The organism is Dactylosporangium salmoneum (assembly GCF_039532525.1).
Classification (GTDB): domain Bacteria; phylum Actinomycetota; class Actinomycetes; order Mycobacteriales; family Micromonosporaceae; genus Dactylosporangium; species Dactylosporangium salmoneum.
Map to the genome: position 1 here is coordinate 51,203 of NZ_BAAARV010000005.1, position 25,659 is coordinate 76,861.

At 71.5% G+C, this 25,659-nt stretch carries 18 protein-coding genes; 12 read left to right on the plus strand and 6 right to left on the minus strand.

What is annotated here, in order from left to right; translation table 11 throughout:
* The first annotated feature begins 30 nt into the window (after window positions 1-30).
* The 3 genes from ABD352_RS02995 to ABD352_RS03005 all read left to right on the plus strand — a co-directional run bounded on the left by ABD352_RS02995 (window position 31) and on the right by ABD352_RS03005 (window position 9,703).
* Window positions 31-6,393: an RHS repeat domain-containing protein gene (locus ABD352_RS02995; protein ID WP_344610622.1), complete on the plus strand. Its 6,363-nt coding sequence runs from the start codon at window positions 31-33 to the stop codon at window positions 6,391-6,393.
* Between the two features lie 132 nt (window positions 6,394-6,525).
* Window positions 6,526-8,241: an NAD-dependent malic enzyme gene (locus ABD352_RS03000; RefSeq protein WP_344610623.1), complete on the plus strand. Its 1,716-nt coding sequence runs from the start codon at window positions 6,526-6,528 to the stop codon at window positions 8,239-8,241.
* A 4-nt stretch (window positions 8,242-8,245) separates the two neighbouring features.
* Window positions 8,246-9,703, plus strand: a complete 1,458-nt coding sequence (locus ABD352_RS03005; RefSeq protein ID WP_344610624.1) for a class II fumarate hydratase — start codon at window positions 8,246-8,248, stop codon at window positions 9,701-9,703.
* A 56-nt stretch (window positions 9,704-9,759) separates the two neighbouring features.
* Here ABD352_RS03005 and ABD352_RS03010 read toward each other — a convergent pair whose 3' ends face one another.
* Window positions 9,760-11,802, minus strand: coding sequence for a glycosyl hydrolase family 18 protein (locus ABD352_RS03010; protein ID WP_344610625.1), 2,043 nt, complete (start codon window positions 11,800-11,802; stop codon window positions 9,760-9,762).
* A gap of 226 nt (window positions 11,803-12,028) precedes the next feature.
* Between ABD352_RS03010 and ABD352_RS03015 the strand changes: the two genes are divergently transcribed.
* The 4 genes from ABD352_RS03015 (at window position 12,029) to ABD352_RS03030 (ending at window position 17,348) form a co-directional block, all read left to right on the plus strand.
* Window positions 12,029-13,297, plus strand: coding sequence for an ROK family protein (locus ABD352_RS03015; RefSeq protein WP_344610626.1), 1,269 nt, complete (start codon window positions 12,029-12,031; stop codon window positions 13,295-13,297).
* Window positions 13,298-13,546: 249 nt separating this feature from the next.
* On the plus strand, window positions 13,547-15,124 hold the full coding sequence (locus ABD352_RS03020) for a glycosyl hydrolase family 18 protein (protein WP_344610627.1): 1,578 nt from the start codon (window positions 13,547-13,549) through the stop codon (window positions 15,122-15,124).
* Window positions 15,125-15,203: 79 nt separating this feature from the next.
* On the plus strand, window positions 15,204-16,220 hold the full coding sequence (locus ABD352_RS03025; protein WP_344610628.1) for a WxL protein peptidoglycan domain-containing protein: 1,017 nt from the start codon (window positions 15,204-15,206) through the stop codon (window positions 16,218-16,220).
* A gap of 162 nt (window positions 16,221-16,382) precedes the next feature.
* Complete coding sequence (locus ABD352_RS03030) at window positions 16,383-17,348, plus strand: hypothetical protein (RefSeq protein WP_344610629.1); 966 nt, start codon at window positions 16,383-16,385, stop codon at window positions 17,346-17,348.
* A gap of 18 nt (window positions 17,349-17,366) precedes the next feature.
* On the opposite strand, the gene ABD352_RS03035 is transcribed toward ABD352_RS03030, so the two are convergent.
* Together ABD352_RS03035 and ABD352_RS03040 are read right to left on the minus strand one after the other, a co-directional pair.
* Window positions 17,367-17,813 (minus strand): hypothetical protein, encoded by a 447-nt coding sequence (locus tag ABD352_RS03035; RefSeq protein WP_344610630.1) that lies wholly within the window; start codon window positions 17,811-17,813, stop codon window positions 17,367-17,369.
* Window positions 17,814-17,824: 11 nt separating this feature from the next.
* Window positions 17,825-18,349, minus strand: coding sequence for a GrpB family protein (locus ABD352_RS03040; protein ID WP_344610631.1), 525 nt, complete (start codon window positions 18,347-18,349; stop codon window positions 17,825-17,827).
* A gap of 115 nt (window positions 18,350-18,464) precedes the next feature.
* Here ABD352_RS03040 and ABD352_RS03045 point away from each other — a divergent pair, with 115 nt between their 5' ends.
* The 4 genes from ABD352_RS03045 to ABD352_RS03060 are packed head-to-tail and all read left to right on the plus strand — an operon-like array spanning window position 18,465 to window position 21,113.
* Window positions 18,465-19,025: a hypothetical protein gene (locus tag ABD352_RS03045; protein ID WP_344610632.1), complete on the plus strand. Its 561-nt coding sequence runs from the start codon at window positions 18,465-18,467 to the stop codon at window positions 19,023-19,025.
* Between the two features lie 18 nt (window positions 19,026-19,043).
* Window positions 19,044-19,334, plus strand: coding sequence for a hypothetical protein (locus tag ABD352_RS03050; RefSeq protein ID WP_344610633.1), 291 nt, complete (start codon window positions 19,044-19,046; stop codon window positions 19,332-19,334).
* Window positions 19,335-19,388: 54 nt separating this feature from the next.
* The gene (locus tag ABD352_RS03055; RefSeq protein ID WP_344610634.1) at window positions 19,389-20,246 is read left to right on the plus strand and encodes an alpha/beta fold hydrolase; all 858 of its coding nucleotides are present in this window, start codon (window positions 19,389-19,391) and stop codon (window positions 20,244-20,246) included.
* 9 nt (window positions 20,247-20,255) lie between these two features.
* Window positions 20,256-21,113: a PhzF family phenazine biosynthesis protein gene (locus tag ABD352_RS03060; RefSeq protein ID WP_344610635.1), complete on the plus strand. Its 858-nt coding sequence runs from the start codon at window positions 20,256-20,258 to the stop codon at window positions 21,111-21,113.
* Here ABD352_RS03060 and ABD352_RS03065 read toward each other — a convergent pair.
* Window positions 21,040-22,494 (minus strand): TolB family protein, encoded by a 1,455-nt coding sequence (locus ABD352_RS03065; protein WP_344610636.1) that lies wholly within the window; start codon window positions 22,492-22,494, stop codon window positions 21,040-21,042. The genes ABD352_RS03060 and ABD352_RS03065 overlap by 74 nt on opposite strands.
* Window positions 22,491-23,012: a SigE family RNA polymerase sigma factor gene (locus ABD352_RS03070; protein ID WP_344610637.1), complete on the minus strand. Its 522-nt coding sequence runs from the start codon at window positions 23,010-23,012 to the stop codon at window positions 22,491-22,493. The genes ABD352_RS03065 and ABD352_RS03070 overlap by 4 nt, the downstream gene beginning before the upstream one ends.
* Window positions 23,013-23,068: 56 nt before the next feature.
* Here ABD352_RS03070 and ABD352_RS03075 point away from each other — a divergent pair, with 56 nt between their 5' ends.
* Window positions 23,069-24,289, plus strand: coding sequence for a GNAT family N-acetyltransferase (locus ABD352_RS03075; protein ID WP_344610638.1), 1,221 nt, complete (start codon window positions 23,069-23,071; stop codon window positions 24,287-24,289).
* Here ABD352_RS03075 and ABD352_RS03080 read toward each other — a convergent pair.
* On the minus strand, window positions 24,286-25,659 hold a 1,374-nt coding region (locus ABD352_RS03080; RefSeq protein ID WP_344610639.1), incomplete at its 5' end, for a S8 family serine peptidase. The genes ABD352_RS03075 and ABD352_RS03080 overlap by 4 nt on opposite strands.

A 25,659-nucleotide genomic window follows, 5' to 3' on the forward strand; every position in this document is an offset into this window, starting at 1 on the left:
CGACCGCGCGCGCGGCTGCGGAGGATCGCCATGGCGACCACCGCGACCGTCGTCGCGTCGGCCACCGTCTATGCCGCGGTCGCGCTGAGCACCGGCGCCGACCCGCTTTCCCCGCCGGGCATGGAGTCGATGCACGGCACGCAGGTACAGCCCCAGGCCCGCCCGGCGGACCTCAGCCAGGGCGCCGGCCGCGGCAGCGCGGCGCCCGTGGTCTGGCCGTCGGGCCAGGGCGACGCCGTGCTGCCCGCGAACGGGCGGGCCCGGGTCGGCCACCTGCCGGTCTCCGTCGCGCCGGTCAAGGGCGGCGCCGGCGGCGGCCGGGTGTCCGTGTCGGCCCTCTCCCACTCCGAGCAGGCCGGCACCTGGCGCAACGGCGTCGTGCTGCAGGTCCAGGCCCCGCCCGGCGGCGCCGACGTCGCCGTGGACTACTCCGGCTTCGCCGGCGCGTACGGCGGTGACTGGGGGTCGCGGCTGAGGCTGGTCGAGCTGCCCGCCTGCGCGATCACCACCCCGGACGCCGCCGGGTGCGGCGAGAAGACGCTGCCGGCGTCGGTCAACAACCGAGCCGGCAAGACCGTCTCGGCGCAGGCCGCCGGCGGCATGAGCCTCCTGGCGGTCACCGCCGGCGCCGCGGGCACCGCCGGCGACTTCGGCGCGAGCACGCTGCAGCCCTCGTCGACCTGGTCGGCCGGGGGCAACGCCGGCGACTTCGCCTGGAACTACCCGATGCGCACACCCCCGTCGCTGGGCGGGCCGGCCCCGTCGATCTCGCTCGCCTACTCCTCGTCCTCGGTCGACGGACGCAACGAGTCGACCAACAACCAGCCGAGCTGGCTGGGCGAGGGCTTCGAGTACGCGCCGGGCTACATCGAGCGGACCTACAAGGCCTGCGCCGATGACAAGACCGGCGGCAACAATGCCAACGACTCCGGCGACCGCTGCTGGGGCACCGACAACGCCACCCTGTCGCTCAACGGCACCGGCGGCGAGCTCATCAAGGACGACGCGACCGGTGCGTGGCGGATCAAGCACGACGACAACTCGAAGGTGGAGCGGCTGACCGACACGGTCAACGCCGACAACGACCACGAGTACTGGAAGGTCACCACCGCCGACGGCAACCAGTTCTTCTTCGGCCTGAACCGGCTGCCGGGCTACACCGGCACCGCCCCGGCCGACAAGACGACCAACTCGGTGAACACTGTGCCGGTGGCCGGCAACCAGGCCGGCGAGCCTTGTCACCAGTCCGGCTTCGTGGCGTCGTTCTGTAACCAGGCCTGGCGCTGGAACCTCGACTACGTGGTCGACCGCTACGGCAACACCATGTCGGTCTTCTACAACACCGAGTCGAACAACTACGGCCGGTACAACAGCAACACCGACGTCGTGTCGTACACCCGTGGCGGCACCGTGGACCACATCGACTACGGCACCGACCGGCGCTCCGGCACCGACACCGAGAACACGGCGACCAACCCGCCGATGCGGGTGGTGTTCGGCACCGCCGATCGCTGCCTGGCCGACTGCGCCACGCACGACCAGGCGCACTGGCCGGACACGCCGTGGGACCAGTCGTGCACCTCGAGCTCGAGCTGCACGACGGTGCACAGCCCGTCGTTCTGGACCACCAAGCGGCTCACGTCGATCACCACCAAGGTCTGGGACGCCGGCACGTCCGGCTACCGCGACGTCGACGTCTGGACGCTGACCCACAACTTCCCCGACCCGGGCGACGGCACCCGCGCCGGGCTGTGGCTGGAGTCGATCGCCCACACCGGCAAGGTCGGCGGCAGCGCCTCGCTGCCGGAGATCAACTTCGACTGGAAGCAACTGCCGAACCGGGTGGACACCGCCACCGACGGCAAGCCGGCGATGAACTGGATGCGCGTCGACACCATCTGGACCGACACCGGCAGCAAGATCTCGGTGCGCTACACGGACCCCGACTGCGTCGTGGGCACCCGCATGCCGGCCTCGCCGCAGAACAACACGCTGCGCTGCTACCCCGTGCTGGAGCAGCAGCCGGACAAGTCGATCAAGACGGAGTACTTCCACAAGTACCTCGTCTCCAACGTGACCGTCGCCGACCTGACCGGGGGCGGCACCGACCAGGTCACCTCCTACGAGTACGTCGGCACCCCCGCGTGGCGGCACACCGACGACGACGGCATGACCAAGGACAACCTGCGCACCTGGTCGGACTTCCGGGGCTACCGGCAGGTCAACACGCGGGCCGGCGAGCCCGGATCCGGCAAGGAGACGCTCAGCGAGAGCACGTTCTTCCAGGGGATGTACGGCGACCAGAACGGCGCCGGCGGCACCCGCACCAACGCGCTGCCGGCCATCGACGTCAACGGCGACGGGAACACCACCGGCACCGCGGACGCGCCGGCGGTCAACGACGAGAACGCGTTCAGCGGCACGCTGCGCCAGACCACCGTGTACGAGGGCGACGAGAGCAAGCCGATCTCGACGCAGGTGCTGGCGCCGTGGCAGTCGGCGGCGACCGCGTCGCGCAACATGGGGCAGACCACGTCCTACGCGCGGCACATCGGCACCGCCACCACGTGGGCCGGCACGAAGCTGGCCGCCGGCGGTTGGCGGGTGACCCGCAACGACGACACCTTCGACGCCTACGGCATGCCCACCCAGTCCGCCGACTCGGGCGACGTGGCGGTCAGCGGCGACGAGCGGTGCACCATCACCACCTACGGGCGCAACACCGCGGCGAACCTGCTGAGCCTGGCCAGCCAGACCGAGGCGTACGCCCTGCCGTGCGGGCAGCACCCGAGCAGCGAGGCCGACGTCATCTCCATCGCCCGGAGCCGCTTCGACAACCAGGCGTGGGGCGCGGCCCCGACCAAGGGTCAGACCACGCTGGAGGAGCGGGCCGAGTCCTACGCGTCGGGCGCGGTCACCGGCTGGCTGACCACGGCCACGCACGCGTACGACGCCTACGGCCGCGAGAACGACGTCACCGACGTGCGGGGCAACCACCTGTACAAGGCGTACACGCCGGCCGCCGGCGGGCCGCTGACCAAGGTCACCCTGAGCGACTCGCAGGGCTGGTCGTCCTTCACCGAGCTCGAGCCGGCCTGGGGCAGCACCGTCGCGCAGGTCGACCTCAACGGGCGCCGGACCGATCTGGAGTACGAGCCGCTCGGCCGGCTGGCCAAGGTCTGGCAGCCCAACCACGCCAAGGCGAGCTTCCCCACGCAGCCGAGCACCACGTACACGTACCTGGTGCGCAACACCGGCGGCGTGAACGCGGTGACCACGCAGAAGCTCAACGCCAACGGCAACTACGTCACCAGCTATGACCTGTTCGACGGCCTGACCCGCCCGCGGCAGACCCAGCAGGGTTCGAGCGCCAACGGCAACGTCGGCACGCTGTTCACCGAGACGAAGTACGACGCGGCCGGGCGCACCACGCTGACCGACACGCACTTCGACGCGACGGTCCAGCCCTCCACGACGCTGTACACGATCGCGGAGTGGCTGCCGAAGACGGTGCTGACCACCGAGTACGACCGGGCCGGCCGCCCGACGGCGACGGTGTTCAGCAGCAGCGGGGCCGAGAAGCTGCGGTCGACCACGGTGTACGGCGGCGACCGGACCACCACCGTCCCGCCGGACGGGGGCACCGCGACGACCTCGATCACCGACGGGCTCGGGCACACGGTCGAGGTCCGGCAGTACCGCAACAAGGCCGACGCCGGCAGCAACACCCGGTCGACGTTCGACGCGCAGTACTTCGGCTTCGACCGCAAGGGCCAGCAGACGTCGACCACCGACAACGCCGGCAACGTGTGGACGTACAAGTTCGACTTCCTCGGGCGGCAGACCGGCAGCACCGACCCGGACAAGGGCACGTCCAGCGTGGCCTACGACGACAACGGCGACCTGCTCTCCACGACCGACTCGCTGCAGCAGACGCTGGCCTACACCTACGACTCGATCGGCCGCAAGACCGGCCTGTACCTCGGCAGCACCACGGGGACGAAGCTCGCGACCTGGGCCTACGACCCCGCCGGAGCCAAGGGGCAGGTGGCCTCGGCCAGCCGCTGGGTCGGCACCGACGAGTACAAGGTGAAGGTTCGCGGCTACACGCCGATGTACCAGTCCACGGGCGAGGACTACACGATCCCCGCCTCGCAGACCGGCCTCGCCGGCACGTACAGCTTCACCCGCTCGTACAAGGTGGACGGCTCGATCGCGACGCTGGGCTTCCCCAACGTCGGCGGCCTGGGCGCGGAGACGCTGACGTACACCTACGACGACGTGACCGGCCTGCCGGAGCAGCTGCAGACCAACTCGCCCGGCATCGGCCAGTACGTGAGCAACACCGACTACACCGCCATGGGCGAGGTCAGCTTCGTACAGCTGCAGACCACCAGCGGCAGCTGGCTGCAGCGGGCGTTCACCTACGACGACGCGACCCGCCGCCTGGTGCGGGCGATGACGGTACGGCAGACCAGCCCGCAGGCGGTGGCGGACGTGAACTACACGTTCGACAACGTCGGCGACATCGTCAAGCTGGCGGACGCCCCGTCGGGGCAGACCGCCGACACGCAGTGCTTCACCTACGACCACGTCCAGCGGCTCACCGCCGCCTGGACGCCGGCCTCCGGCGACTGCGCCGCCGCCCCGTCGGCCGCGGCGCTCGGCGGTCCGGCGCCGTACTGGCAGTCGTGGACGTTCGACGCCGTCGGCGACCGCAAGACGCAGACGACGTACGCGACGGGCGGCAACACCACGGCGACCTACAACTACCCGGCGCCCGGCTCGGCCCGCCCGCACGCGGTGGGCTCGGTCGTCACCACCGGGCCCGGGGTGAACCGGACCGACACCTACACCTACGACACGACCGGCAACACCACCGGCCGGCCCGGCCTGGCCGCCGCCCAGGTGCTGACCTGGGACGCCGAGGGCAAGCTGGCCAAGAACACGGAGGCGGGCAAGGACACCACCTACATCTACGCCGCCGACGGCGCGCAGCTGGTGCGCAAGGACCCGGTCAACACGACGGTCTTCCTGCCCGGCACCGAGCTGCAGCGCAACAACACCACGGGGGTCGTGTCGGCCACCCGCACCTTCCAGTGGGCCGGGCAGGACGTCGTGACGGTCAGCACCGGGGCGCCGCTCACCTGGCTCGTCACCGACAACCAGGGCACCCAGCAGATTTCGGTCGCCGCGGGGAACCAGGCGGTCACCCGGCGTCGGCAGACGCCGTACGGCGCCCCGCGCGGGGCCGCGGTCGCCTGGCCGACGGGGCACGGCTTCGTCGGCGGGGACAACGAGCCGACGGGCCTGACCCACATCGGGGCCCGCCAGTACGACTCCGCACTCGGCCGGTTCATCAGCGTCGACCCGGTCTTCGGGCAGAACGCGCCGCAGAGCTGGAACGGCTACAGCTACGCGGACAACAACCCGATCACCCAGTCCGACCCGACCGGCCTCGAGTCGGGCAAGGACGGCTCCTGCCTGATCTGCAAGGTGCCGGGCTTCGCGCCGGCCTGGAAGGCCAGCGTGTACCTCGGTGGCAAGGCGATCGGCAACGGCATGGCGATGGTCGACAAGGGCGCCAAGGCCGTTGACAGCAGCCTGGCGTACATGTCGAGCAACTACGGCGGGGCATGGAGCGCCGCCTATTCCGCCGAGACCCAGGTGAAGACCTCGGTCATGGGCACGCCCAGCGATCCGAGCCCGGTCCGCGTGGGCTGGGAGTGGGCGACCGGCACCGGCCCGAAGGAACGCTTCTTCGACGACAACAACACGATGACCCACGAACTGCAGCTGCACAGCACGGTGCAGGACGCGCGCGCGGGAATCGCGGAGCAGATCCTCAAGGGCAATCCCGAGTACACCCGGACCGGTCCGCTGCACTGGGACGACGGCCGGGGGCCGAAGGTCTGGTCGCACACGCTCAGCAGCAAGGCGCTCGTCAAGGACATCATGACGAACGAGACGGCATTCTTCCTCGGCTCGTACGACGTCACGGGCGAGATCAAGGAAATCGACCTCGCCGCCGGCACGGCGACCGTCGTTTTCACCGCCACGAACGAGAGCGACATGAACTCGGGCACCCACACCGCACCATTCCTGGGCGGGTACACCCACGAGTGGGACGAGCAGGTCGGCAACTGGGTCAACGACCAGTTCAAGACCGGTCCCGGCGGGCCCAAGAGCCAGACGTTCACCTGGACGGAGACGATCGACCTGCACAACCCGAAGCCGCCCACCACGGCGGCCCGGCCCGGCTGGAACGGCTGGGGCGGCAACAGCCCCAGCATGCACAGCGCGAGCTGGAACAGCGGCGCCGCCAGTGGCGGCGGCGGGGGCATCATCTTCCACGTCCCCGCGGGTGGGAGGTTCGCCAACTACACCCTGTAGCACTGCCACGACGTGGGCCCGGGTCGCGTGCGACCCGGGCCCACGCCCGGTCGGCCGGAGGCGTAATCGGCCGTCGGCGGGTAGTGAACCCGGCGTTTGCGAGCGCGACCGAGAGGAACCGGAGGCGTTTCGATGACCGTTGGGACGCGGGTAGCCGCGAAGCGGAAGTTCCGGTCAGAGAACGGCGCATACGTCACGACGGCACGTGGCGCGGAGGTGCTGGACACGCCGTTGCTGAACAAGGGCACGGCGTTCACCCGTGAGGAGCGAGCGGCGCTGGGGCTGGAGGGGCTGCTGCCGCCGACGGTGCTCTCGCAGGAGGACCAGGTGCGGCGGGTGTACGAGCAGTACCACCGGCAGCCGTCCGACCTGCACAAGAACATCTTCCTGGCCATGCTGCAGGACAACGACGAGGTGCTGTTCTACCGGCTGCTGTCCGAGCACCTGCGGGAGATGCTGCCGGTCGTCTACGACCCGACCGTGGGTGAGGCGATCAAGCGGTACAGCCACGAGTACCGCCGCCCGCGCGGGGTGTACCTGTCGATCAACGAGCCCGACCGGGTGGAGACGGCGCTGGCCGACGCCGGGCTGGGCGCGGACGACGTGGACCTGATCGTCGCCTCCGACGCCGAGGAGATTCTGGGGATCGGCGACTGGGGAGCCGGCGGGATCGACATCGCGGTGGGCAAGCTGGCCGTCTACACCGCCGCCGCCGGAATCGACCCGGGCCGGGTGATCCCGGTCGCGCTCGACGTCGGGACCGACAACGAGGAGCTGCTCAACGATCCGGACTATGTCGGCAACCGGCACGGCCGGGTGCGCGGGCGGCGCTACGACGAGTTCATCGAAGCCTACGTGCAGGCCGCGACCAAGCTGTTCCCGAACGCGCTGCTGCACTGGGAGGACTTCGGGCCGAGCAACGGCCGGCGGATCCTGGAGCGCTACCGCGACCGGGTGTGCACGTTCAACGACGACATGCAGGGCACCGGCGCGATCGTGCTCGCCGCGGCACTGAGCGCGGTGCGGGTGGCCGGCACCCGGATGCGGGACCAGCGGATCGTGATCTTCGGCTCCGGCACCGCCGGGGTGGGCATCGCCGACCAGCTCCGCGACGCGATGGTCCGCGACGGTGCGGACCGGGCCACGGCGACCCGGCAGATCTGGTGTGTCGACAAGCAGGGGCTGCTCACCGACGACATGACCGACCTGCGTGACTACCAGGCCCCGTACGCCCGGCCCGCCGGCGAGGTCACCGCCTGGCAGCGCAACGGCCGCATCGGGCTCAAGGAGACCGTCGCGAACAGCAAGCCGACCATGATGATCGGCACCTCGACCAAGCACGGCGCGTTCACCGAGGACATCGTCAAGGAGATGGCCCGGCACGTGGACCGGCCCATCATCTTTCCGCTGTCCAACCCGACCGAACGCATCGAGGCGATGCCGGACCAGCTCATCCCGTGGACCGGCGGTCGCGGCCTGATCGCCACCGGGATCCCGGTCCCGCCAGTCACCCACCGAGGGGTCACCTACAGCATCGGGCAGGCGAACAACGCCCTGCTCTACCCCGGTCTCGGCCTCGGTGCCATCGTCGCCCGGGCGAAGCGGATCAGCGACGGGATGTTCGCGGCCGCCGCCGAAGCCGTCGCCGGCCTCGTGGACGTGAGCACGCCGGGCGCCTCGCTGCTGCCGCACGTGGAGAACCTCCGGATGGTGTCAGCCACCGTGGCCGTCGCGGTCGCCGAGCGGGCCGCCGCCGAAGGCTTGGCCCGCACGGAGTTGACCGACCCGGTGCAGCAGGTGCAGGACGCGGTGTGGCAGCCCGACTACCGCCCGATCAAGGCCGGGTGACGCCATGGCCAAACACAACCCGCCCGAGGTGCGCGATCTGCCGATCGGCATCGACGCGACCGGCACCCGCACCGAAACCGACTCGCTCGGCTCGGTCGACGTCCCGGCCGACCGCTACTGGGGCGCACAGACCCAGCGGTCGCTGACGCACTTCGACATCGGCGACGATCGCATGCCCAAGGCCGTGTACCACGCCTACGGCTACGTCAAGAAGGCCGCAGTGATCGTCAACGCCCGCGCCGCGCGGATGCCGGAGTGGAAGGCCGACCTGATCTCACGGGTGGCCGACGAGGTGATCGCCGGCAAGCTGGACAGCGAGTTCCCGCTGTACGTCTGGCAGACCGGCTCCGGCACCCAGTCCAACATGAACGTCAACGAGGTGATCTCCAACCGGGCGATCCAGCTCGTCGGCGGGCAGCTGGGGTCCAAGACCCCGGTGCACCCCAACGACGACGTCAACATGGGGCAGTCCTCCAACGACACGTTCCCCACCGCCATGCACATCGCGGCCGTGACCGCGATCGAGCGGCACCTGCTGCCGGCGCTCGGCCGGCTGCACGACGCCACCGCGGTCAAGAGCCGCGACTGGACGGACGTCGTCAAGATCGGCCGGACCCATCTGGAGGACGCCACCCCTCTCACCGTCGGCCAGGAGTGGTCCGGCTACGCCGCCCAACTCGAGGACGCCGCCGACCACCTCGCCTCGACCACGCGGGGCCTGTACCGGCTGGCGATGGGCGGCACCGCCGTCGGCACCGGCCTCAACGCCCCACCGACCTTCGGCGAGGACACCGCCAAGGTGGTCGCGGAGCTGACCGGCCGCCCGTTCGTCACCGCACCCAACAAGTTCGCCGCCCAGGCGTCCCTGGACCCGCTGGTCCGCGTGTCGGCCGCGCTGCGCGGGGTCGCCACGGCACTGTTCAAGTTCGCCAACGACATGCGCTGGCTCGGCTCCGGACCGCGCGCCGGCCTGCACGAGCTGATCCTGCCGGCCAACGAGCCCGGCTCTTCGATCATGCCCGGCAAGGTCAACCCGACCCAGGCCGAAGCGATGCTCATGGTGTGCGTGCAGGTGCTCGGGTCGGACACCGCCGTGGCCATCGGCGGCAACGAGGGCAACTTCGAGCTCAACGCCTTCCGCCCCGTCATCATCAGCAACGTCCTGCACTCGATCCGCATCCTCGCCGACGCCACCGACCACTTCCGCGAGTTCCTGGTCGAAGGCGTCCAGCTCAACCGCGACCAGCTACGGCACAACGTGGAACGCTCGGTCATGATGGTCACCGCCCTGTCGCCGGTCATCGGCTACGACAAGGCCTCCGAGATCGCGCACCTCGCCATCGACGACGACCTGCCGCTCAAGGAGGCGGCCCTGCGGCGCGGCGTCAGCGACGAGACGTACGAGCGGATCGTCGTGCCGAAGAACCTGACCCACGCCGGCACGGCCGACACCAGAGCGTAGCCAGGCGGAAGTGGGATGCAGCGGCAGCCGCATCCCACCTCCACGTGCGGGTAAGGCTAGATCAGCGTGACGGTGAGGACCGCGGTGTAGGCGCCGACGGGGGTGTCGAACGGAACTCCGAGGTTCAGGGCGCCGCCGCAGGTGAACTGGCCGGTGCTGGCGCCCTGGTTGGCCGAGCACAGCGTGTGCGCCGCCGAGAGGCCCTTGCCCGGGATCAGCGCCGGGCCGGCGACCACGGCCGGGGTGGTCGTGGCGCTGTGTTCGAGGTTCATCGAGCCCGGGACGACCGCCGCGGTCGGCGCCCAGGCGAGGTCGGCGGCCGGGATGGTCGCCGAGCCGGTACCGCGGAAGTCACTCACCTGGCCGGTGAGGCTCCACCCGGCGTTGGTACCCCTCGGGTCCACGACGGTGACCGACTTGAGCACACCCGAGACGAGCTGATCCTGGCCGTTGAGCTGGACCTGGCCCAGGTTGATGGGCGCGTTGTCCGCCACGCTCATGCTCAGCGCGCCGCCGGTGACCTCAGTGATGATCGTCTGCTGGCCCGGGTCGACGCTGCCCACGTTGGCCACGGAGTTGACCATGCGGCTGTTGATCGGGTCGGGGTCGATGGTGGCGACCGTCAGCGCGTAGGAGCCCGGCTTGGCGTACGTGTGGGTGCCCGTAACCGAGAAGGCTCCGTTGCCCAGCGGCAGCACCACCGCCGCGCTGTGCGTGTTGTCGCCCCAGTTGATCTCGGCGGTGAGCGACGCGGCCGAGCTGCCGGTGACCCGGGCGACCTCGCCACTGAACGCCTTGCCCTGCCCGGCCATGATCGAGGCACCCTTGACGGTCGGGGCCGGCGCGGCCACGACCTTCTCCGGCTCGAACGGCAGGGCGATGGCGCGCAGCTGGCTGCCCTGCGCGTCGCCGGTCAGCTCCCAGGTGAACATGCCGTTGAGGCCGTTGTCCTTCGCGTACTGCGCCCGGATGCCGAGCGACTGCGCGTTCTCCTGGCTGCAGAAGCGCTTCTGCGCCGGGTCCCACACGTACGGCGACAGCGCGTACGGGTCCCAGTTGACGAGGGCGGTGGTGCCCGGTTTGAGCGCGTTCGCCATCGTGGCCGTGCCGCAGCCGGTGCCCGTCCACTTCCGGAAGAGACCGTTGTTCACGTCATCGACGGTCTGGAAGCCGCGGCTGAGCGTGAACTCCGCGCCCAGGGTGAGCTTGTTGGCCGGCACGCCCTGTGCCCGGTAGAGCTTCACCGCCGCGTCGATGCTGTTGTAGGGGTCGCCGGTGGTGTCCAGCGGGTGCTTGTACAGCGGCTGGTTGAACATGGAGATCGGCGAGTAGCCGGTGCCCATGTCGTAGGTCATGATGTTGATGGTGTCGAGCGTCCGGCCCAGGGTCGCCAGGTCGAAGCTCTTCAGCACGTCATACGGCGCGCCGGTCACGTTGTCGCCGGAGTCCTGCCAGCGGCCGGCCGGGAGCGCGGCGGTGACGAGGAAGTCGCGGCGGTTCTTGCCCTGCGCGTCCGCGTAGGCGTTGAGCTGGGTGCGGAACTCGTCGACCAGGAGGTTCATGTTCTCCCGGTCATCGGCGCGGTAGCCGATGTTGTTCAGCCCGCCGCTGACCGGAAACTCCCAGTCGAGGTCGATGCCGTCGGCCACCCCGTTGGCGATGAAGGCGTCGATGCACGAGGCGACGAGCGTCTTGCGGCTGGCGTCGGTGGCGGCCGCGTCGGAGAAGCCGCGGGCGCCCCAGCCGCCGAGCGAGCGGATCACCTTGAGGCTCGGCTGCTTCTGCCGCTGAGCCTTCACGGCGTCGATGCCGGCCTGGGACGCGGTGGTGCACTTTCCGTTGTTGATGGTGGAGAACGCCCAGTAGAAGTGGGTCACGAGCCCCATCTGGATGGAGCTGAAGTTCGGCACGCTCTGCAGTAGGTACCCGCCCACCATCGGGCTGGTCGGCGCCGGCACCGCCTCGCCGGAGCCGGTGGGCTCCGCGACGGCGGAGCCGGCGGCGGCGATGACGGTGCCCGCCGCCAACAGGCCGATCAGGCCGGTGCGGGCGAGCTTGCCCATCCGCCGGCCGGGTCGGCGAACGCTGGGTGGTCTCATACTCTTCCCTCCCGCGATCCAAAGGACCGCCGGTGCTGAAAGTGGGGGTGCGAGAAAAACGAAACGTTCTTTCCTATTCCTACCGGCACGCTCATGATCGCGTCAAGGGGTGCGCGAAGAGCGTCGATCCGGGGCGCAAACCGCGGGCCCACCCGCGGACATGCCCGCGTTGAGCAGCCCGGGTATCGTCAATTCGGGACATACATACGGAAGGCAGGCTGGGCTGGTGGCCGAAATACCCGCCGGTACCGCGGTGCTGCGGCAGTTCAACACCTCGCTGGTCCTCGCCGCGGTGCGCCAGGCACGGCGCCCGCTGCGCATCAGCGAGATAATTAGCGTCACTCGACTAACTCGGCCGACGGTCGCGCAGGCCATCGAAGAACTCAAGTCAGGTGGCCTCGTCGTCGAGTCCACGGACAGTCCGGACGGGGTCCGCCAGGGCCGGCCGGCCGCCGTCTTCGAGCTGCGTCCGGGTGTCGATCCGGTGCTCGGCATCGACGTCGGGCCACACGCCGTGAAGGCCCGGGTGAGCGACCTGGGCGGCAACACGCTCGCCGCGTCGGCCCGGGCGGTGTCCGGGCCTCACGACGCGGTGGCGGTGCTGGCCGGGGTGCGCCGGGTCATCGACACCTGCCTGCGCGACGCGAACCTCGACAGCGCGCAGATCGCCGAGGTGGTGGTCGGCTCACCGGGAGTGGTCGACCCGGTCGCCGGACGGCTGCGGCTCGCCCCGAGCATGCGGGGATGGGAGACCTTCAACATCACGAGCCATCTGGAGAAGGAGTTCCGCTGCCGGGTCCACCTGGAGAACGACGCCAACCTGGCGGCGGTGGCGGCGGCGAGCCGGCTGCCCGGCCGCACGATCATCGCGATCCAGTGGGGTGCGCGGCTCGGCGCCGGCATCGTGATCAACGGAACGCTCCATCGCGGCAAGGACAACGCCGCCGGCGAGCTCGGTCTGATCAGCTTCAACGACGCCGACAACCTGGCCTTCGACCGGGACGGCAGTGGTCCGCTGGAGGCCCAGATCGGCAGCACAGGGGTGATCAACCTGGCCCGGGACGAGTTCGCCGGCGTACCCACCACGCGACTGCGGCCGGACCGCGAACCCACCGCGATGGACGTGTTCAGCGCGGCGGCCGACGGCGACGAACGGGCCGTCGCCGTGCTGGATCACGCCACACGCATCCTCGCGCGCGCCCTCAGCCCGGTCATCCTCGCGCTCAACCCCGACGCCCTCGTCATCAGCGGCGGCATCGCCCATGCCGGCGACGTCCTGTTGCAGCACCTCAGGCGGCATCTACAGGCCCGCACGTACTGGGTGCCCGAGCTGGAGCTGTCGGAGTACGCGGAGCACACGGTGGTCATCGGCAGCGTGGAACTGGCCCGGCAGCACACCTGGGATCGGCGCCTGGCCGCCGCCAAGCAGAAGCTGGAACTGTCGGAGTACCCCGAGCGCACGGCCGCCAACGGCAGCGCGGACCTCGCCTGGTAGCACCAGCCCAATTCACAGCGATCTTGACAAAACCGGCCGCTCGACAGCGAGGGCGGCCGGTTTTTCATGACTGCGTCTTGAGACCGAGGCCGGCGGCGAAGTCCCTGTCCACAGAGGTTGCGCGCATGAGCTGGCAGCCCGGGCCCCTGCGGACCAAGCGAGTGCTTGCTCTGGACGGCCGGGCGCGGGTGCGCTAAGTTCTCGACCCAATAGAAAGGAATCTTTCGAATAACGGAGAGTAGCCTCGTTATGAAGACACCCCTGTCACAACGGTTACGCGGGCTCGGCGTGGTCACGCTGCTCGCTTGCACGATCGGCGCCGCAACAGCGACCGTCCTTGCCGTGCCGGCCCAGGCGGCGGCGACGGCGCCGGGCACACCGATCCCGCCGCACGTGTTCGCCCCGTACTTCTACAGCAACTCCCCCACCGACACGCTGTACCAGGCCAGCCAGGACTCCGGCGCCAAGTACCTGACCCTGGCCTTCCTGCAGACCCTGAAGCACGGGGACTGCACGGTCTACTGGAACGGCCGCGCCGACTCGCCGATCGGCGCGACCTACGCCGCCGGCATCGCGGCTATCCGTGCCGCCGGCGGCGACGTCTACCCCTCCTTCGGCGGTTCCGCGGCCACCTCCGGGTCGCTCACCGAGCTGGCCGACAGCTGCCAGGACGTCAACGCGATCGCGGACGAGTTCAAGCGGGTCATCACCGCGTACAACTTCACCCGCATCGACCTGGACATCGAAGAGGAGTCGCTGGCCAACCCCGCCAACTGGCCGGGCATCGACCGGCGCAACAAGGCCATCAAGATCGTGCAGGACTGGGCGAGGGACACCGGCCGCACGGTCGAGTTCGTGTACACCCAGCCGACCTTCACCAACGGCCTGAACAACGGCAGCATGTTCCTGCTGCAGAACGCGGTCACCAACGGCACCCGCATCGATGCCGTACACCTCATGACCTTCAACTACTACGACGATGTCTCGGACGCGTGCAAGGCGAAGACCGGACCCGCGCACGACATGGCCGCGGAGACGTTCAAGGCCACCCAGGCGACCTACGACATCCTCCACGGGATCTACCCGCAGAAGACCCCGGCCCAGCTGTGGGGCATGATCGGCGTCATCGTCATGCCGGGCCCGTCCGACTTCGGCGACTGCGAGACGTTCACCACCCAGGACGCCGTGAAGGTCCTCAACTGGGCCATCCAGAAGAACATCCACGGCCTCTCGTTCTGGTCGCTGCAACGGGACCAGAAGGGTTCCGCGCGGTCGTACGCCTGGAAGCCGTACCAGTACTCGCAGACCTTCGCGCCGTTCACGCACGGCGACAACTCGGCCCAGACGACCATCACGGCCACGGTGGCCGGTGGTCCGCTCAGCCTCGCCGTCGCGAACACGTCGCCGGTGGTGCTTCCCACCGTCGCACTCAACGGCCAGGACCAGGTGGTGACGGGTCCCCTGGGCCACGTCACCGTGGTCGACTCACGGGGTACCAACGCCGGCTGGAACGTGACCGGGCAGGTCAGTGACTTCCGGTCGCCGGCGGGGAACCAGACCATCGCCGCGGCGAACCTCGGCTGGGCACCGACGGCCGGCCTGGTGCCGGGCGGCATGAACCTGGTGCGCACCACGAGCGACTCGGTGGTCACGGCGGGGCAGGCGAAGGTGCCCGGCTCCGGCCTGTCCACGCCGCAGACGCTGTGCTCGTCGGCGGCCGGTGCGAGCACCGGGACGTTCGACTGCGGGGCCACCCTGAACCTGGGCGTGCCCTACAACGCGGCGCTGGGGACCTACACCGGCGTGCTGACCCTGACGCTCATCTGACCCGACGATCCCGCCCGCCGGGCGTCAGCGTGGTGCCCAGCCACCCTGACGCCCGGCGCCTTGCGTGACAGGAGCGACCGTGACCGAGCTTGCCCGTCCCCGCATCCGATCCGGCCGTGCGATGGTCGCGGTCGGCCTCCTTCTGGCCCTGTCCAACGTATGGCCCGCCATACCGGCCGCGGCCGCGCCCACGCAGGACACCATTCAATGGGCCGTCGGCCCTGCCCCCTCCGCCAGTGGCGAGGCCCGCTCCACCATCGACTACACGCTCCCGCCGGAAACCGAGATCACCGACCGGGTCGCCATCAGCAACCTCGGCAACGAGGAACTGACGCTCGCCGTCTACGCCACCGATGCGTTCACCACGCCGGAGGGCAGTTTCACGTTGCTGACGGCCGACCAGCGCCCCGTCGACCTGGGCAGCTGGATCAGCTTCGAGTCGCCCACCGTCACCATCGCCCCGCGCACCACGGTTCAAATGCCGTTCCGCATGGTGCTGCCCAAGGACGCCACGCCCGGAGATCACGCGGCCGGCATCGTCGCCAGCCGCCAGGTTCCCGGCTCGGCCGACGGCACCACCCGCCTCGCCGTCGACCAGCGCGTGGGCACGCGCGTCTACGTACGCGTCAACGGCACATTGAACCCCACGCTGTCCATCACCAAGCTGACGGTCGACTACGGCGCGGCCATGTACCCGTTCCACAACCGGGATGCCACGGTCACGTACACCGTGCACAACGGCGGCAACATACGGCTCGCCGGCACCGGGACCATCTCGTTGCTCGCCCCGTTCGGGGCCCGGATGGCGAAGTCCCAGCCGCTGCCGATACCGCCGCTGCTGCCCAACGAATCCTTCACGGCCACCGTCACGATCGGCGGCGCGTTCCCGGCCGGCCGGGTATCGGCCCGGATGGACCTCGACGGGGTGAACCCGCCCGGCGTGGTACCGCTGGCCACCCCGCACCAGCGCCAGAGCGCCTCGACATGGGCGATGCCGTGGCTGCTCGCCGCCGTCGTCGTCGTCATCCTGCTGGCCTGGCCCGGTCGCCGCATACTCCGCGCCGGGTACTCGCGCATCCTTCGCCGCAACCGCTGACCGGGGCAGCGTGGAGTGGCTGACCGAAGGTTGACTTTCCCGTGAGCCGGGCGACCGCAGTGGCTACCTTCTGCGCTGCGGCCGCGATCCGCTGATGACGTCGGTCCACCCGACGGTCAGCGACGCCGGCTGGCCGTAGCGGCCACGAGCAGAGGAAGCCACATGTCAGAGCTTCACGCACGCACCATGTCCTCAGTCGTGCCCCCGGACGGGCGCGGACGATTCACCTTGTCACCTCGCAAGGCCGGCCGGGTCGCGCTCGCGCTCGCGGGTGGGGCCGCCCTCGCGGCGCTCCTACCCGCGGCGCCGGCCCAGGCCATGGCCTCGGGCGGGATCACCAACGGCGGGCGCTGGTGCGCGGCGGGCCAGCAGGTGACCGGCGGTGGCGCCGCGGTGGTCGGTGAGGGCACCGGCGACTTCAACACCCGCATTGAGGGGTCCGAGGCAAGAGCGCACTTCGACTACACCACGGGCACGGTGGCCGGCTTGTGGGCGACCACGATCCGCAACACCGACGGCGTCGCCCACCAGATCGGCCTGTTCAGCGTTTGCGTCAACAGCATCGCCGGCTACCAGGTCGCCTCCAAGGACGTCACCGTGGCCGCGGGTGGGTTTCTTCGTGACATCGCAACGTGTCCGGTGGGAACGGTGGCGCTCGGCGGTGGTGCCACCGACAGCCCCTACAGCTCCAACCAACCGGCCGCCGCCGATCGCATCGTCCAGGAGTCCGCACCGGGCGCGACCGGCGGTCAGTCCCTTTGGCTGACCGCCCTGCGCAACAACGACACCGTCGCCCATGCGATCAGACTGTTCGCCGTCTGCTCCAACGCCCCGGCGGGCTATCAGGTCGTTCACAAGGACGTCACCGTGGCCGCCGGCGGCTTCGTCCGCGACACCGCGCGGTGTCCGGTCGGCTCGGTGGTACTCAGCGGCGGTGCGGCAGTCGTCGGCTCGGGCAGTGCCGACTTCAAGACCCGCATCCAGGAGTCAGCGCCCGGCACGGCCGACAGCCAGTCCGTGTGGATGACCGCCCTGCGCAACACCGACAGCGTCGCGCACACCACCAGCCTGTACGCCGTCTGCGCCGGCCCACTCGCCGGTTACCAGGTCGTGCGCTCGGATGTGTAGAGCTGAAACAGCGTCTGGTCACGCTTCGGTGAGCTCCTCGCCGAAGCGGGTCCGGTAGACGCCGTACGCGATCGCCCACGGCGCCTGGTAGCCGCGATGGTCCGGATGGGACACGGCCGTGTCCCACCGGACCGCCGCCGCGCCCAGCGGCGAGGGCCGGTCGAGGTAGGCGTCGGCGACCTCGGCCAGCGACCACGTGCCGTCGACGACCCGCCCCCAGAAGTCGCGCCCCTGGCCGACCACCCACGCGCACAGGTCCTCGGCGCTGTCCTCGGACCACACGATGCCGTCCACCTCGACGCCGTCCGAGTAGTCGTCGACCAGTTCACCCGCCGCCGCGTCGTAGGCGGCGGCGAACCGCTCCACGACCTCCCGCGGCTGCGCCTCGAGCCACGCCTCCAGCGCGGCGAGCGACGGCCGCGCGGCCGCCAGCGCGGACCAGAACCAGTCCGGGATCGCCTCCATGCAACCCGCTCCTAGTCCTCCCAGACGTCGACCAGCGGCAGGCCGCGGGCGGCGCGGGCCTCGTCGACCATGCGCTGGATGAGTCCGGTCTTGCCGCGGGTGTACTCCAGGCCGTCCCCGGTCGCACCGGCCAGCTCGCGCTTCAGGCGGCCGTAGGCATCGCGATCCGCCGGGGTGGCCAGCAGGTGGTCGCGCAGCAGCCGCTCGTTGCGGGTCGCCCACGTCGGCGCGGCGACCACGTGCAGGTGGTAGGCGACGGGTGCGCCCTCGCGGCGGTAGAAGAGGCGTCCGGTCATGCCGGTCTCGATCCGGCGGTACCCCATGGAGCCCAGAACGTCCTCGTCGCGCGCCACGGCGTCGAGGTCGTCCGCCGCCGCCATCAGGTCGATGACCGGCTTGGCGGCCAGGCCGGGGACGGCGGTGCTGCCGACGTGCTCGACGTCCGCGATCCGGCCGGCCAGCGCGGCCCTCACCTCGTCGATCTCCCGGGCGGCGAGGGCGGCCCAGGCGGGGTCGTACTCGAGGACTTCGATCACGCCGCCAGTATGCCGGTGAGCGCGTCGTATCCATGCGCCGAAACAGCACCGCCGCCGCCCAGGATGTGACACCGCCGTGATCGCGCCTTGACCCCGCCGATCGACAGTGGTGGCTATGACTCGTTTGCGCGCGGGGGCGCTGACGATCGTCGCGGTGCTGGGCCTCTCGGGCCTGTCCGGCTGCTACCTGGGCCCGGACCCGATCCAGTTCGCGGCGCTCGCGGTAGTGGACGGCAAGCCGACGGCCTTCGTGGCGGTGTGCGGCCGCTCGACGGTGGACGTCGAGGTGTACCGAAACGACAAGGACGACTACACCAACACGCTCCTGACCTGGTCGGTCACGGTGGCCCCGCCGGACCGGGCGCGGAGCGTGGACGTGGAGCTGCTGGGCGCCGTGCGCCCCGGCTGGCGGCTCACCACGGTCCGGCACACGGTCGACGAGGGCCAGCCGGGCAGCTTCGAGGTGATCCCGCTGACCGCGTTCGAGCCGGGCCACCGCTACGCCCTCGACTCCTCCGACCCGGGCCCGGAGGGCTCCAGCGCCCCGACGGTCCTCTTCACCGTCGACGACCTGACGAAGGTGCCGGACGGCCAGGTCCTGGTCCCCGAGGACCACGACCACAGCAAGCTCATGACCCGCGAGGCCTTCGCCAGGGACCGCTGCGGTGCCGGCTGACGCGCTACCCTGCCGATCGTGATCGATGCGAAGTTCTCCGTGCGGCAGGCCGTGGTGGTCGTCGTCGCGCTGGCGGCGGTGGCGGGGCTGGCGGTCTTCTGGACCTCGCGCAGCGATACCCGGGCCGCCCGCGACCAGTGCTCGGCCGCGGCCCGCGACCGCAACGCCGGCCCGGTCGCCATCGCCTCCACCGAACGCCCGGACGACGACACCTTCCTGGTCCGCGGCACGGCCGGCGGCCGGTCCTTCGTCTGCCGGGTCGTGCGCGAGCCGCTGAGCCACCGCTGGGAGCTGTCCGGCATCGAGTAACCCTGCTAAACTGCTAACGTCGTTCGCAGTTATCGTGACGCGATGGGAGCAGTCATGAGCGAGGCAGTCGAGCGCATCCCGGCCCCCGACGGCGCGACGATCGCGCTGCACACGTTCGGCGCCGGGCCCGGCATCGTCGTGGTCCACGGCGGCGGGGTCACCATCGGCATCTACAAGCGGCTGGCGCACAGGCTCGCCGACCGGTTCACCGTGCACCTCTACAACCGCCGGGGGCGCGAGGACGCCGGCCCCCGCCAGGAGCCCTACACGTTCGAGCAGGACCTCGCCGACCTCGGCGCGATCCTCGAGCACACCGGCGCGCGCAACGTCATCGGCCACAGCTCCGGCGGTTACATCGCGCTGGACGCGGCCCGGCGCGGCCTCCCGATCGAGCGGCTGGCGGTCTACGACGCCGCGGTCGGCGTCGCCGGCGGGTTCCCGGCGCAGTGGCTGGACGCCGCGCGGGAGGCCGCGGCCCGGGGCGAGGTCGCCCTGGCCATGGCCCTCACCGCGGGCGGCATCAACACCCAGTCGGCGGCGTCCCGGCTGCCGCTCGGGGCGCAGGTGGCGATCTGCCGCGCCTTCCTGCGCACCTCGATCGGCCGGATGATGGGCCAGCTGCTGAGGATGACCCTGGACGAGTCCCAGCAGATCCGGCTGCACGACGCACCGGCCGAGGCGTGGTCCGGCATCACCGCCGAGGTGCTGCTGGCGTACGGCGCGGGCGGTCCGCCGTACTATGCCGGGCTCAACAACGCCCTGGCGGGGGCCATCCCGCGCGCTCGGGTGCTCGCCGTCCCCCGCAGCGGCCACGACGGCCTCAACCGGGCCCCGGCGCGGATCGTCGAGCCGCTGGCCGAGTTCTTCGCCTACTCGATCGAGCAGTTCCGGGACGCCCGGCCGCGGGCCTAGCCTGGCGCCGTGTACGGCTACGTGATCGCCGACGTCTTCACCGACACGGCCCTGGAGGGCAACCCGCTCGCGGTCGTTCCCGACGCCACCGGCATGTCCTCCGCATGCATGCAGCGCATCGCGCGCGAGATGAACCTGTCCGAGACCACCTTCGTCCTCCCGCCCACGGCGGGCGGCGACGTGCGGGTGCGGATCTTCACCCCGGTCGGCGAGCTGCCGTTCGCCGGCCACCCCACCTTCGGCACCGCCGCGGTCCTCGCCACCACCGCCCACCCGGGCGTGCGCGGCCGCGAGCTGCGCATGGAGACCGGCATGGGCGTGGTGCCGTTCGAGTTCGCCGGCCCGCCGGGCGGCCGGGTCACGACCGCCCGGATGCGCCAGCCGATCCCGGTGTGGCAGCCCTACGACCGGGCCGCGGAGCTGCTGGACGCCCTCGGGCTGTCCTCGTCGACGCTTCCGGTCGAGGTGTACCGCAACGGCCCCCGCCACGCCTTCGTGGGCCTCCCCACCGTGGCCGACCTCTCCGCCCTGCAGGTCGACCATCGCGCCCTGGCGGCCCACGAGGACCTGGCCGCGAACTGCTTCGCCCCGACCGGCGACCCGCTGGTGTGGCGGGCCCGCATGTTCTCGCCGGCCTACGGCGTGGTCGAGGACGCCGGCACCGGCTCCGCGGCCGGCCCGCTCGCCCTGCACCTGGGCCGCCACGGCCGCATCCCGCAGGGCGCCACCATCACCGTCCACCAGGGCGTGGAGATGGGGCGCCCGTCGACCATCCGCGCCACCGCCACCGTCGTCAACGGGGCGGTGGATAGGGTCGAGATATCGGGTAGCGCGGTCGTCGTCGCCGCCGGCCGCCTATATGTATGACCAGCAGGATCACGGCGGTGAGCACCAGGACGGCCCCGACGGCGAGGGCGACCAGGGCGCGGCGCAGGTACGGCCCGAGCCCCGTCGGCGCGCGGCCCGGCCGCGTCAGGCCGCTCGCGATGGCGGCCTCGGACACGTCGATGGACAGCACATCCTCGTCCGGGCCGCGGACCAGGACGCGCTGCGTGCCGTCCGCGGCCAGGGCCACCACGCGGGCCGAGCGGACGAACGCGTAGTCGGCCAGGTGGTTGCCGGAGATGGACAGCGCCCGGTCGTCGGTGTCGAAGCCGACGACGGCGATGCCCGGCTCGGGATAGGCGGCGGTGATGACCGGCTCGCCGGAGTTCGTCCAACCCAGCAGGCGTACGGCGACCAGCCCCGCCAGCTCGGGCACGGCCGGCTCGGCCCGGTCCCGGCCGGTGGCCGCGTCCACCGCGAAGAGCTGCCAGCGGGACTGGTAGGCGTCCTTGGCGCAGCAGCGGCGCTGGCGCAGCAGCATGAGGCCCTCGCCGTCGCGGGTCCACGCGCCCTTGCCGGCCAGGCGGACGCCGAGGTCCATGTCGAAGCGGGACAGCAGGGTGCCGTCGAGCGACACGACCGAGATCTGCGTGCCCGACTGGTAGGCCAGGCGCGCGCCGCCCGCCGGCGCGAACGCCGCCGTCCAGCCGTCGTGGTTGCCCCTCGTCGGGAGGTCGGCGATCTTGCGGTGCTGGCCGGTCGCGACCTCGACCAGGTGCAGGGTGGCCTCGGCCGCCCCGTACGTCTGCCCCCCGTTGGGCTCCGTGACCCACATCACCTTGTAGGCGACCACCGCCAGGTAGCGCCCGTCGGCGGACCAGGCCTGCGGAATGCGCGGGGTGGCGCCGAGGTCGGGCAGCGTGGTGTCCTTGCCGGTGCGCAGGTCGATCACCCGGTTCTCGGTGGCCACCAGCGCGCCGTCCGGGGACAGCAGGACGTGCTCGCCCGCGCGCAGGACGTCGCGGTTCTGCACGGTGCCGTACGCATCCGTGCTCGCACCGACCAGCGCGGTGACGCCCTTGCTCTCGCCCCACCACCACAGGCCCGAGCCGAAGGCCACGCTCGCCGGGCCGATCGGCTCGTCGGTCACGTCCGGCGTGCCCCACAGCGGCGCGCCGATCTTGGCCGGCAGCGACGGCGTCGGGGGGACGGACGGGTCGACAGGGGCCACCGGGGCCGGCGCCGGCCGGGTCAGGGGCGGGGCGACGATGGCGAGCAGCGCCAGGATCGCGGCCGCCGTCGCCGCCGCGACCCACTGCCGCCGCCGGTGCCGCCGCGCCTTGGCCAGCGCGCCGGCGTAGAGCTCGTACGGCGTGACGCCCTCGGCGCTCGCGCGCATCTCCTCACGCAGCCGGGCCGTCATCGCCAGCCTCCCCCGACTCGCTCCGCGTCATCGACGAGGTGTGGGGCCGCGGCCCGGAGCCGGGCGAGCCCGTCGTGCGCGTACCGCTTCACCGATCCCACCGAACAACCGAGGACCTGCGCCGCCTGTACCTCGGTCAGGTCCTCGTAGAACCGCAGCACCAGCACCGCGCGCTGGCGCGGGGTCAGCACGGCCAGCGCCCGGTCCAGCGTCATCCGCAGCACGGTGCCGACGTACGGATCGAGGCCGGCCCGCTCGGGCGGCGCCGCGGCCAGCTGCTCCGGTACCCGCCGGCGCCGCCACCACGACATCTGCAGGTGGTACATGGTCCGCCGGACGTACGCCTCCGGATCCCCGTCCCGCGCCCGCCCCCAGTGCCGCAGCACCCGTGACAGCGCGGTCTGCACCAGGTCCTCGGCGGCATGGTGGTCCCCGGTCAGCAGGTACGCCGCCCGCGACAGCGCCGGCCCGCGCCCGGACACGAAGTCCCGGAAGCCCGGATACCGATCCTCGTCCATATCCCCTCAAACGCCTGCCCGACCACAGATGGTTGGGGTCAACGTAGGCTCGCATCATGGCGGCCCCGTGGAAACTGCGCCCGGCCACGCCGGACGACGCCCCTCGCCTGGCCGGGCTCAAGGCCCTCGCGATGCGGCCCGATCTCGAGCGCATCGGCCGCTGGGACCCCGACCGGGCGAGGCAGCGTTTCCTGGAGCAGTACGTCCCGGCCAACACGGACGTCATCGAGCTCGACGGCGAGGCGATGGGCTGCATCGCCGTGCGCCCCGAGCCCGACGCGCAGTGGATTGAGCACTTCTACCTGGACCCGGCGCTGCACGGCACCGGCGTGGGCGGCGAGGTCCTGCGCCAGGTGATGGCCGCACACCGCGACGCCCGGCCCTTCCGCTTGACCGTCATCGGCGGCAGCCGCGCCCGGCGCCTCTACGAGCGGCACGGCTTCGCACACGCCTACGACGACCCGAACGGCATCGACGAGGTGCTGGAAGCTGCCGGCGACGGCGGCTACCTGCTGGCCAACGCCCAGGCCGAGGCCGGCCGGCGCTTCGGTGCGCTGGCCGAGCTCTTCGACCCCGGCACGTTGCTCCGCCTGGCCGCCCTGGGCGTCGCCCCCGGCTGGCGGTGCTGGGAGGTGGGCGCCGGCGGCCCGAGCGTCCCGGCCTGGCTGGCCGCCCGGGTCGGCCCGACCGGCCGCGTGCTGGCCACCGACATCGACGTGTCCTGGCTGCCCGCCGGCGCCGGCTACGAGGTGCGCCAGCACGACGTCGGCGCCGAGCCGCCACCGGGCGACGGCTTCGACCTGATCCACGCCCGGCTGGTCCTGGTACACGTGCCGCAGCGCGCCGCCGCCCTGTCGGCGCTGGTCGCGGCCCTGCGCCCGGGCGGGCGCCTGCTGCTGGAGGAGGCCGACCCGGCGCTGCAGCCGCTGGCCTGCCCGGACGAGGCGGGCGAGGACGAGCGGCGGGCGAACCGGCTGCGGCACGCCTTCCGCTCGCTGATGGCGGAGCGTGGGGTGGACCTGGCGTACGGGCGGACGCTGCCCCGCGTGCTGCGGGCCGCCGGTCTCGTGGACGTCGCCGCCGAGTCGTCCTTCCCGTTCGGCGGGGCGGTCAGCGCGCGGCTGGAGCGGGCGACGATCGAGCAGCTGCGGGCGCGGCTGACGGGCTCGGGGCGGGCCACCGACGCGGAGGTCGACGCCCACCTCGCGGCGCTGGACGCGGGGCGGCTCGACATCGCCACCGCCCCGATGGTCTCGGCGTGGGGTACCCGCCCCTAGGGAACCGTCGGGGGCTGCGGGCCGATGGCCACGGTGGTCCAGGCCCGGGCCGCGGTGCCGTCGCCGAACTCGATCATGCCCAGGTAGCGCTTCGCCGGGTCCAGGGACTGCCAGGAGACGTCGAAGGGCAGCGGCGAATCGGCGGTCACCGGCCGCTGGCGCGGGGTCACCGACAGGTTGCCCGTCAGGGGCGCGCCGGCGAGGAACAGGTGCGCCTTCACCTGCTGATCGACAAGCGTCGGCGGGAGGGCGAACTGGACGACGTACGCCTGATAGGTCCCGGAACCCCCCGTCAGCGGGATCTCCTCGTCCGCCGTGGTGCCCTCGCTGCGGCCGACGAGCTTGTCGTTCTGGAACACGTACAGGTCAAGGTCGGTCCCCGGCGCGTGATCCGCCGCGTACGTGGCCAGGCGGGCCAGCTTCGTGGCCGGCGGCACGGTGAACTCGAAGGCGTAGACGGCCGGGGACACCCCCGGGAGCGCGGAGCTGAAGGCGGCCGTGCTGCCGACCAGCTTCGACGTGTAGACCGTCGACGCGGCCAGGCCGTAGGGGTGGGCGGTGACCAGTCCGTCGTAGCCGCCGAGAAGGTCGATGGCGGCGTGGCCGCTCGCGCCGGTGCCCGTGATCTCGCCGGGGCCCGAGAGCGCGACCGGCCGCGCCGCGATCGGGCTGCGCACGGCGTGCCCGCGCAGGTCCGTCCAGGTCAAGGACCCGAAGGTGTACTTGCCGTAAGCCGCGTCGGTCCGCCGCACGGTGACCTTGAACTCGACCGTCCTGCCGGCCGGGACCGTGATCGTCGTCGGGGAGACCTCGACCGTCGTGCCGGGCGGGGCGGCGACCTCGGCGACGTACACGCTGGGCAGGCCGGTGACGTTGGTGACCGATCGCGTGACGGTCTGGGTGCCGGGCAGCGAGCCGATCGAGATCGACGGGTAGTTCAGGTCGCTGGGGTCGATCGTGCCGACCATCGGGCACCAGTCGCTCACCAGCTGCATCTGGCCGAGCCCGCAGGCGTACCGCGCCCAGTCCTGCGCCCCCGCGTCGTACACGAGGCCGGGGTCGAAGGCGCGGGCCGGGCGCACCTGGCCGGAGCCGTAGTCGAAGGGGGTGGCGTCGCGGGTGCCCCGCTGGATCGCGCCGCCGGTGTTGTCGGTCGTGCCGGCCGTGGTCATCAGGGCGGACTTGATCGCGGCCGGGGACCACTTCGGGTGCTTGGCCCGCAGCAGCGCGGCGATGCCGGCGATGTGCGGGCTCGACATCGACGTGCCGCTCTCGCCGTCGAAGAGATTGCCGTGGTGCCCGGCCGGGGAGACGCCCGCCACGATGTCCATGCCGGGGGCGGCGATGTCGGGCTTGATGAGGTCCCCGTC

Bases quoted from the DNA above. Each gene is read 5' to 3' on its own strand.
- ABD352_RS03065 (WP_344610636.1), bottom strand. From the start codon at position 22,494: ATGACGGCCCGGCTGCGTGAGGAGATGCGCGCGAGCGCCGAGGGCGTC.
- ABD352_RS03005 (WP_344610624.1), top strand. From the start codon at position 8,246: ATGGCCAAACACAACCCGCCCGAGGTGCGCGATCTGCCGATCGGCATC.
- ABD352_RS03000 (WP_344610623.1), top strand. From the start codon at position 6,526: ATGACCGTTGGGACGCGGGTAGCCGCGAAGCGGAAGTTCCGGTCAGAG.
- ABD352_RS02995 (WP_344610622.1), top strand. From the start codon at position 31: ATGGCGACCACCGCGACCGTCGTCGCGTCGGCCACCGTCTATGCCGCG.
- ABD352_RS03070 (WP_344610637.1), bottom strand. From the start codon at position 23,012: ATGGACGAGGATCGGTATCCGGGCTTCCGGGACTTCGTGTCCGGGCGC.
- ABD352_RS03035 (WP_344610630.1), bottom strand. From the start codon at position 17,813: ATGGAGGCGATCCCGGACTGGTTCTGGTCCGCGCTGGCGGCCGCGCGG.
- ABD352_RS03030 (WP_344610629.1), top strand. From the start codon at position 16,383: ATGTCAGAGCTTCACGCACGCACCATGTCCTCAGTCGTGCCCCCGGAC.
- ABD352_RS03075 (WP_344610638.1), top strand. From the start codon at position 23,069: ATGGCGGCCCCGTGGAAACTGCGCCCGGCCACGCCGGACGACGCCCCT.
- ABD352_RS03055 (WP_344610634.1), top strand. From the start codon at position 19,389: ATGAGCGAGGCAGTCGAGCGCATCCCGGCCCCCGACGGCGCGACGATC.
- ABD352_RS03045 (WP_344610632.1), top strand. From the start codon at position 18,465: ATGACTCGTTTGCGCGCGGGGGCGCTGACGATCGTCGCGGTGCTGGGC.
- ABD352_RS03020 (WP_344610627.1), top strand. From the start codon at position 13,547: ATGAAGACACCCCTGTCACAACGGTTACGCGGGCTCGGCGTGGTCACG.
- ABD352_RS03010 (WP_344610625.1), bottom strand. From the start codon at position 11,802: ATGAGACCACCCAGCGTTCGCCGACCCGGCCGGCGGATGGGCAAGCTC.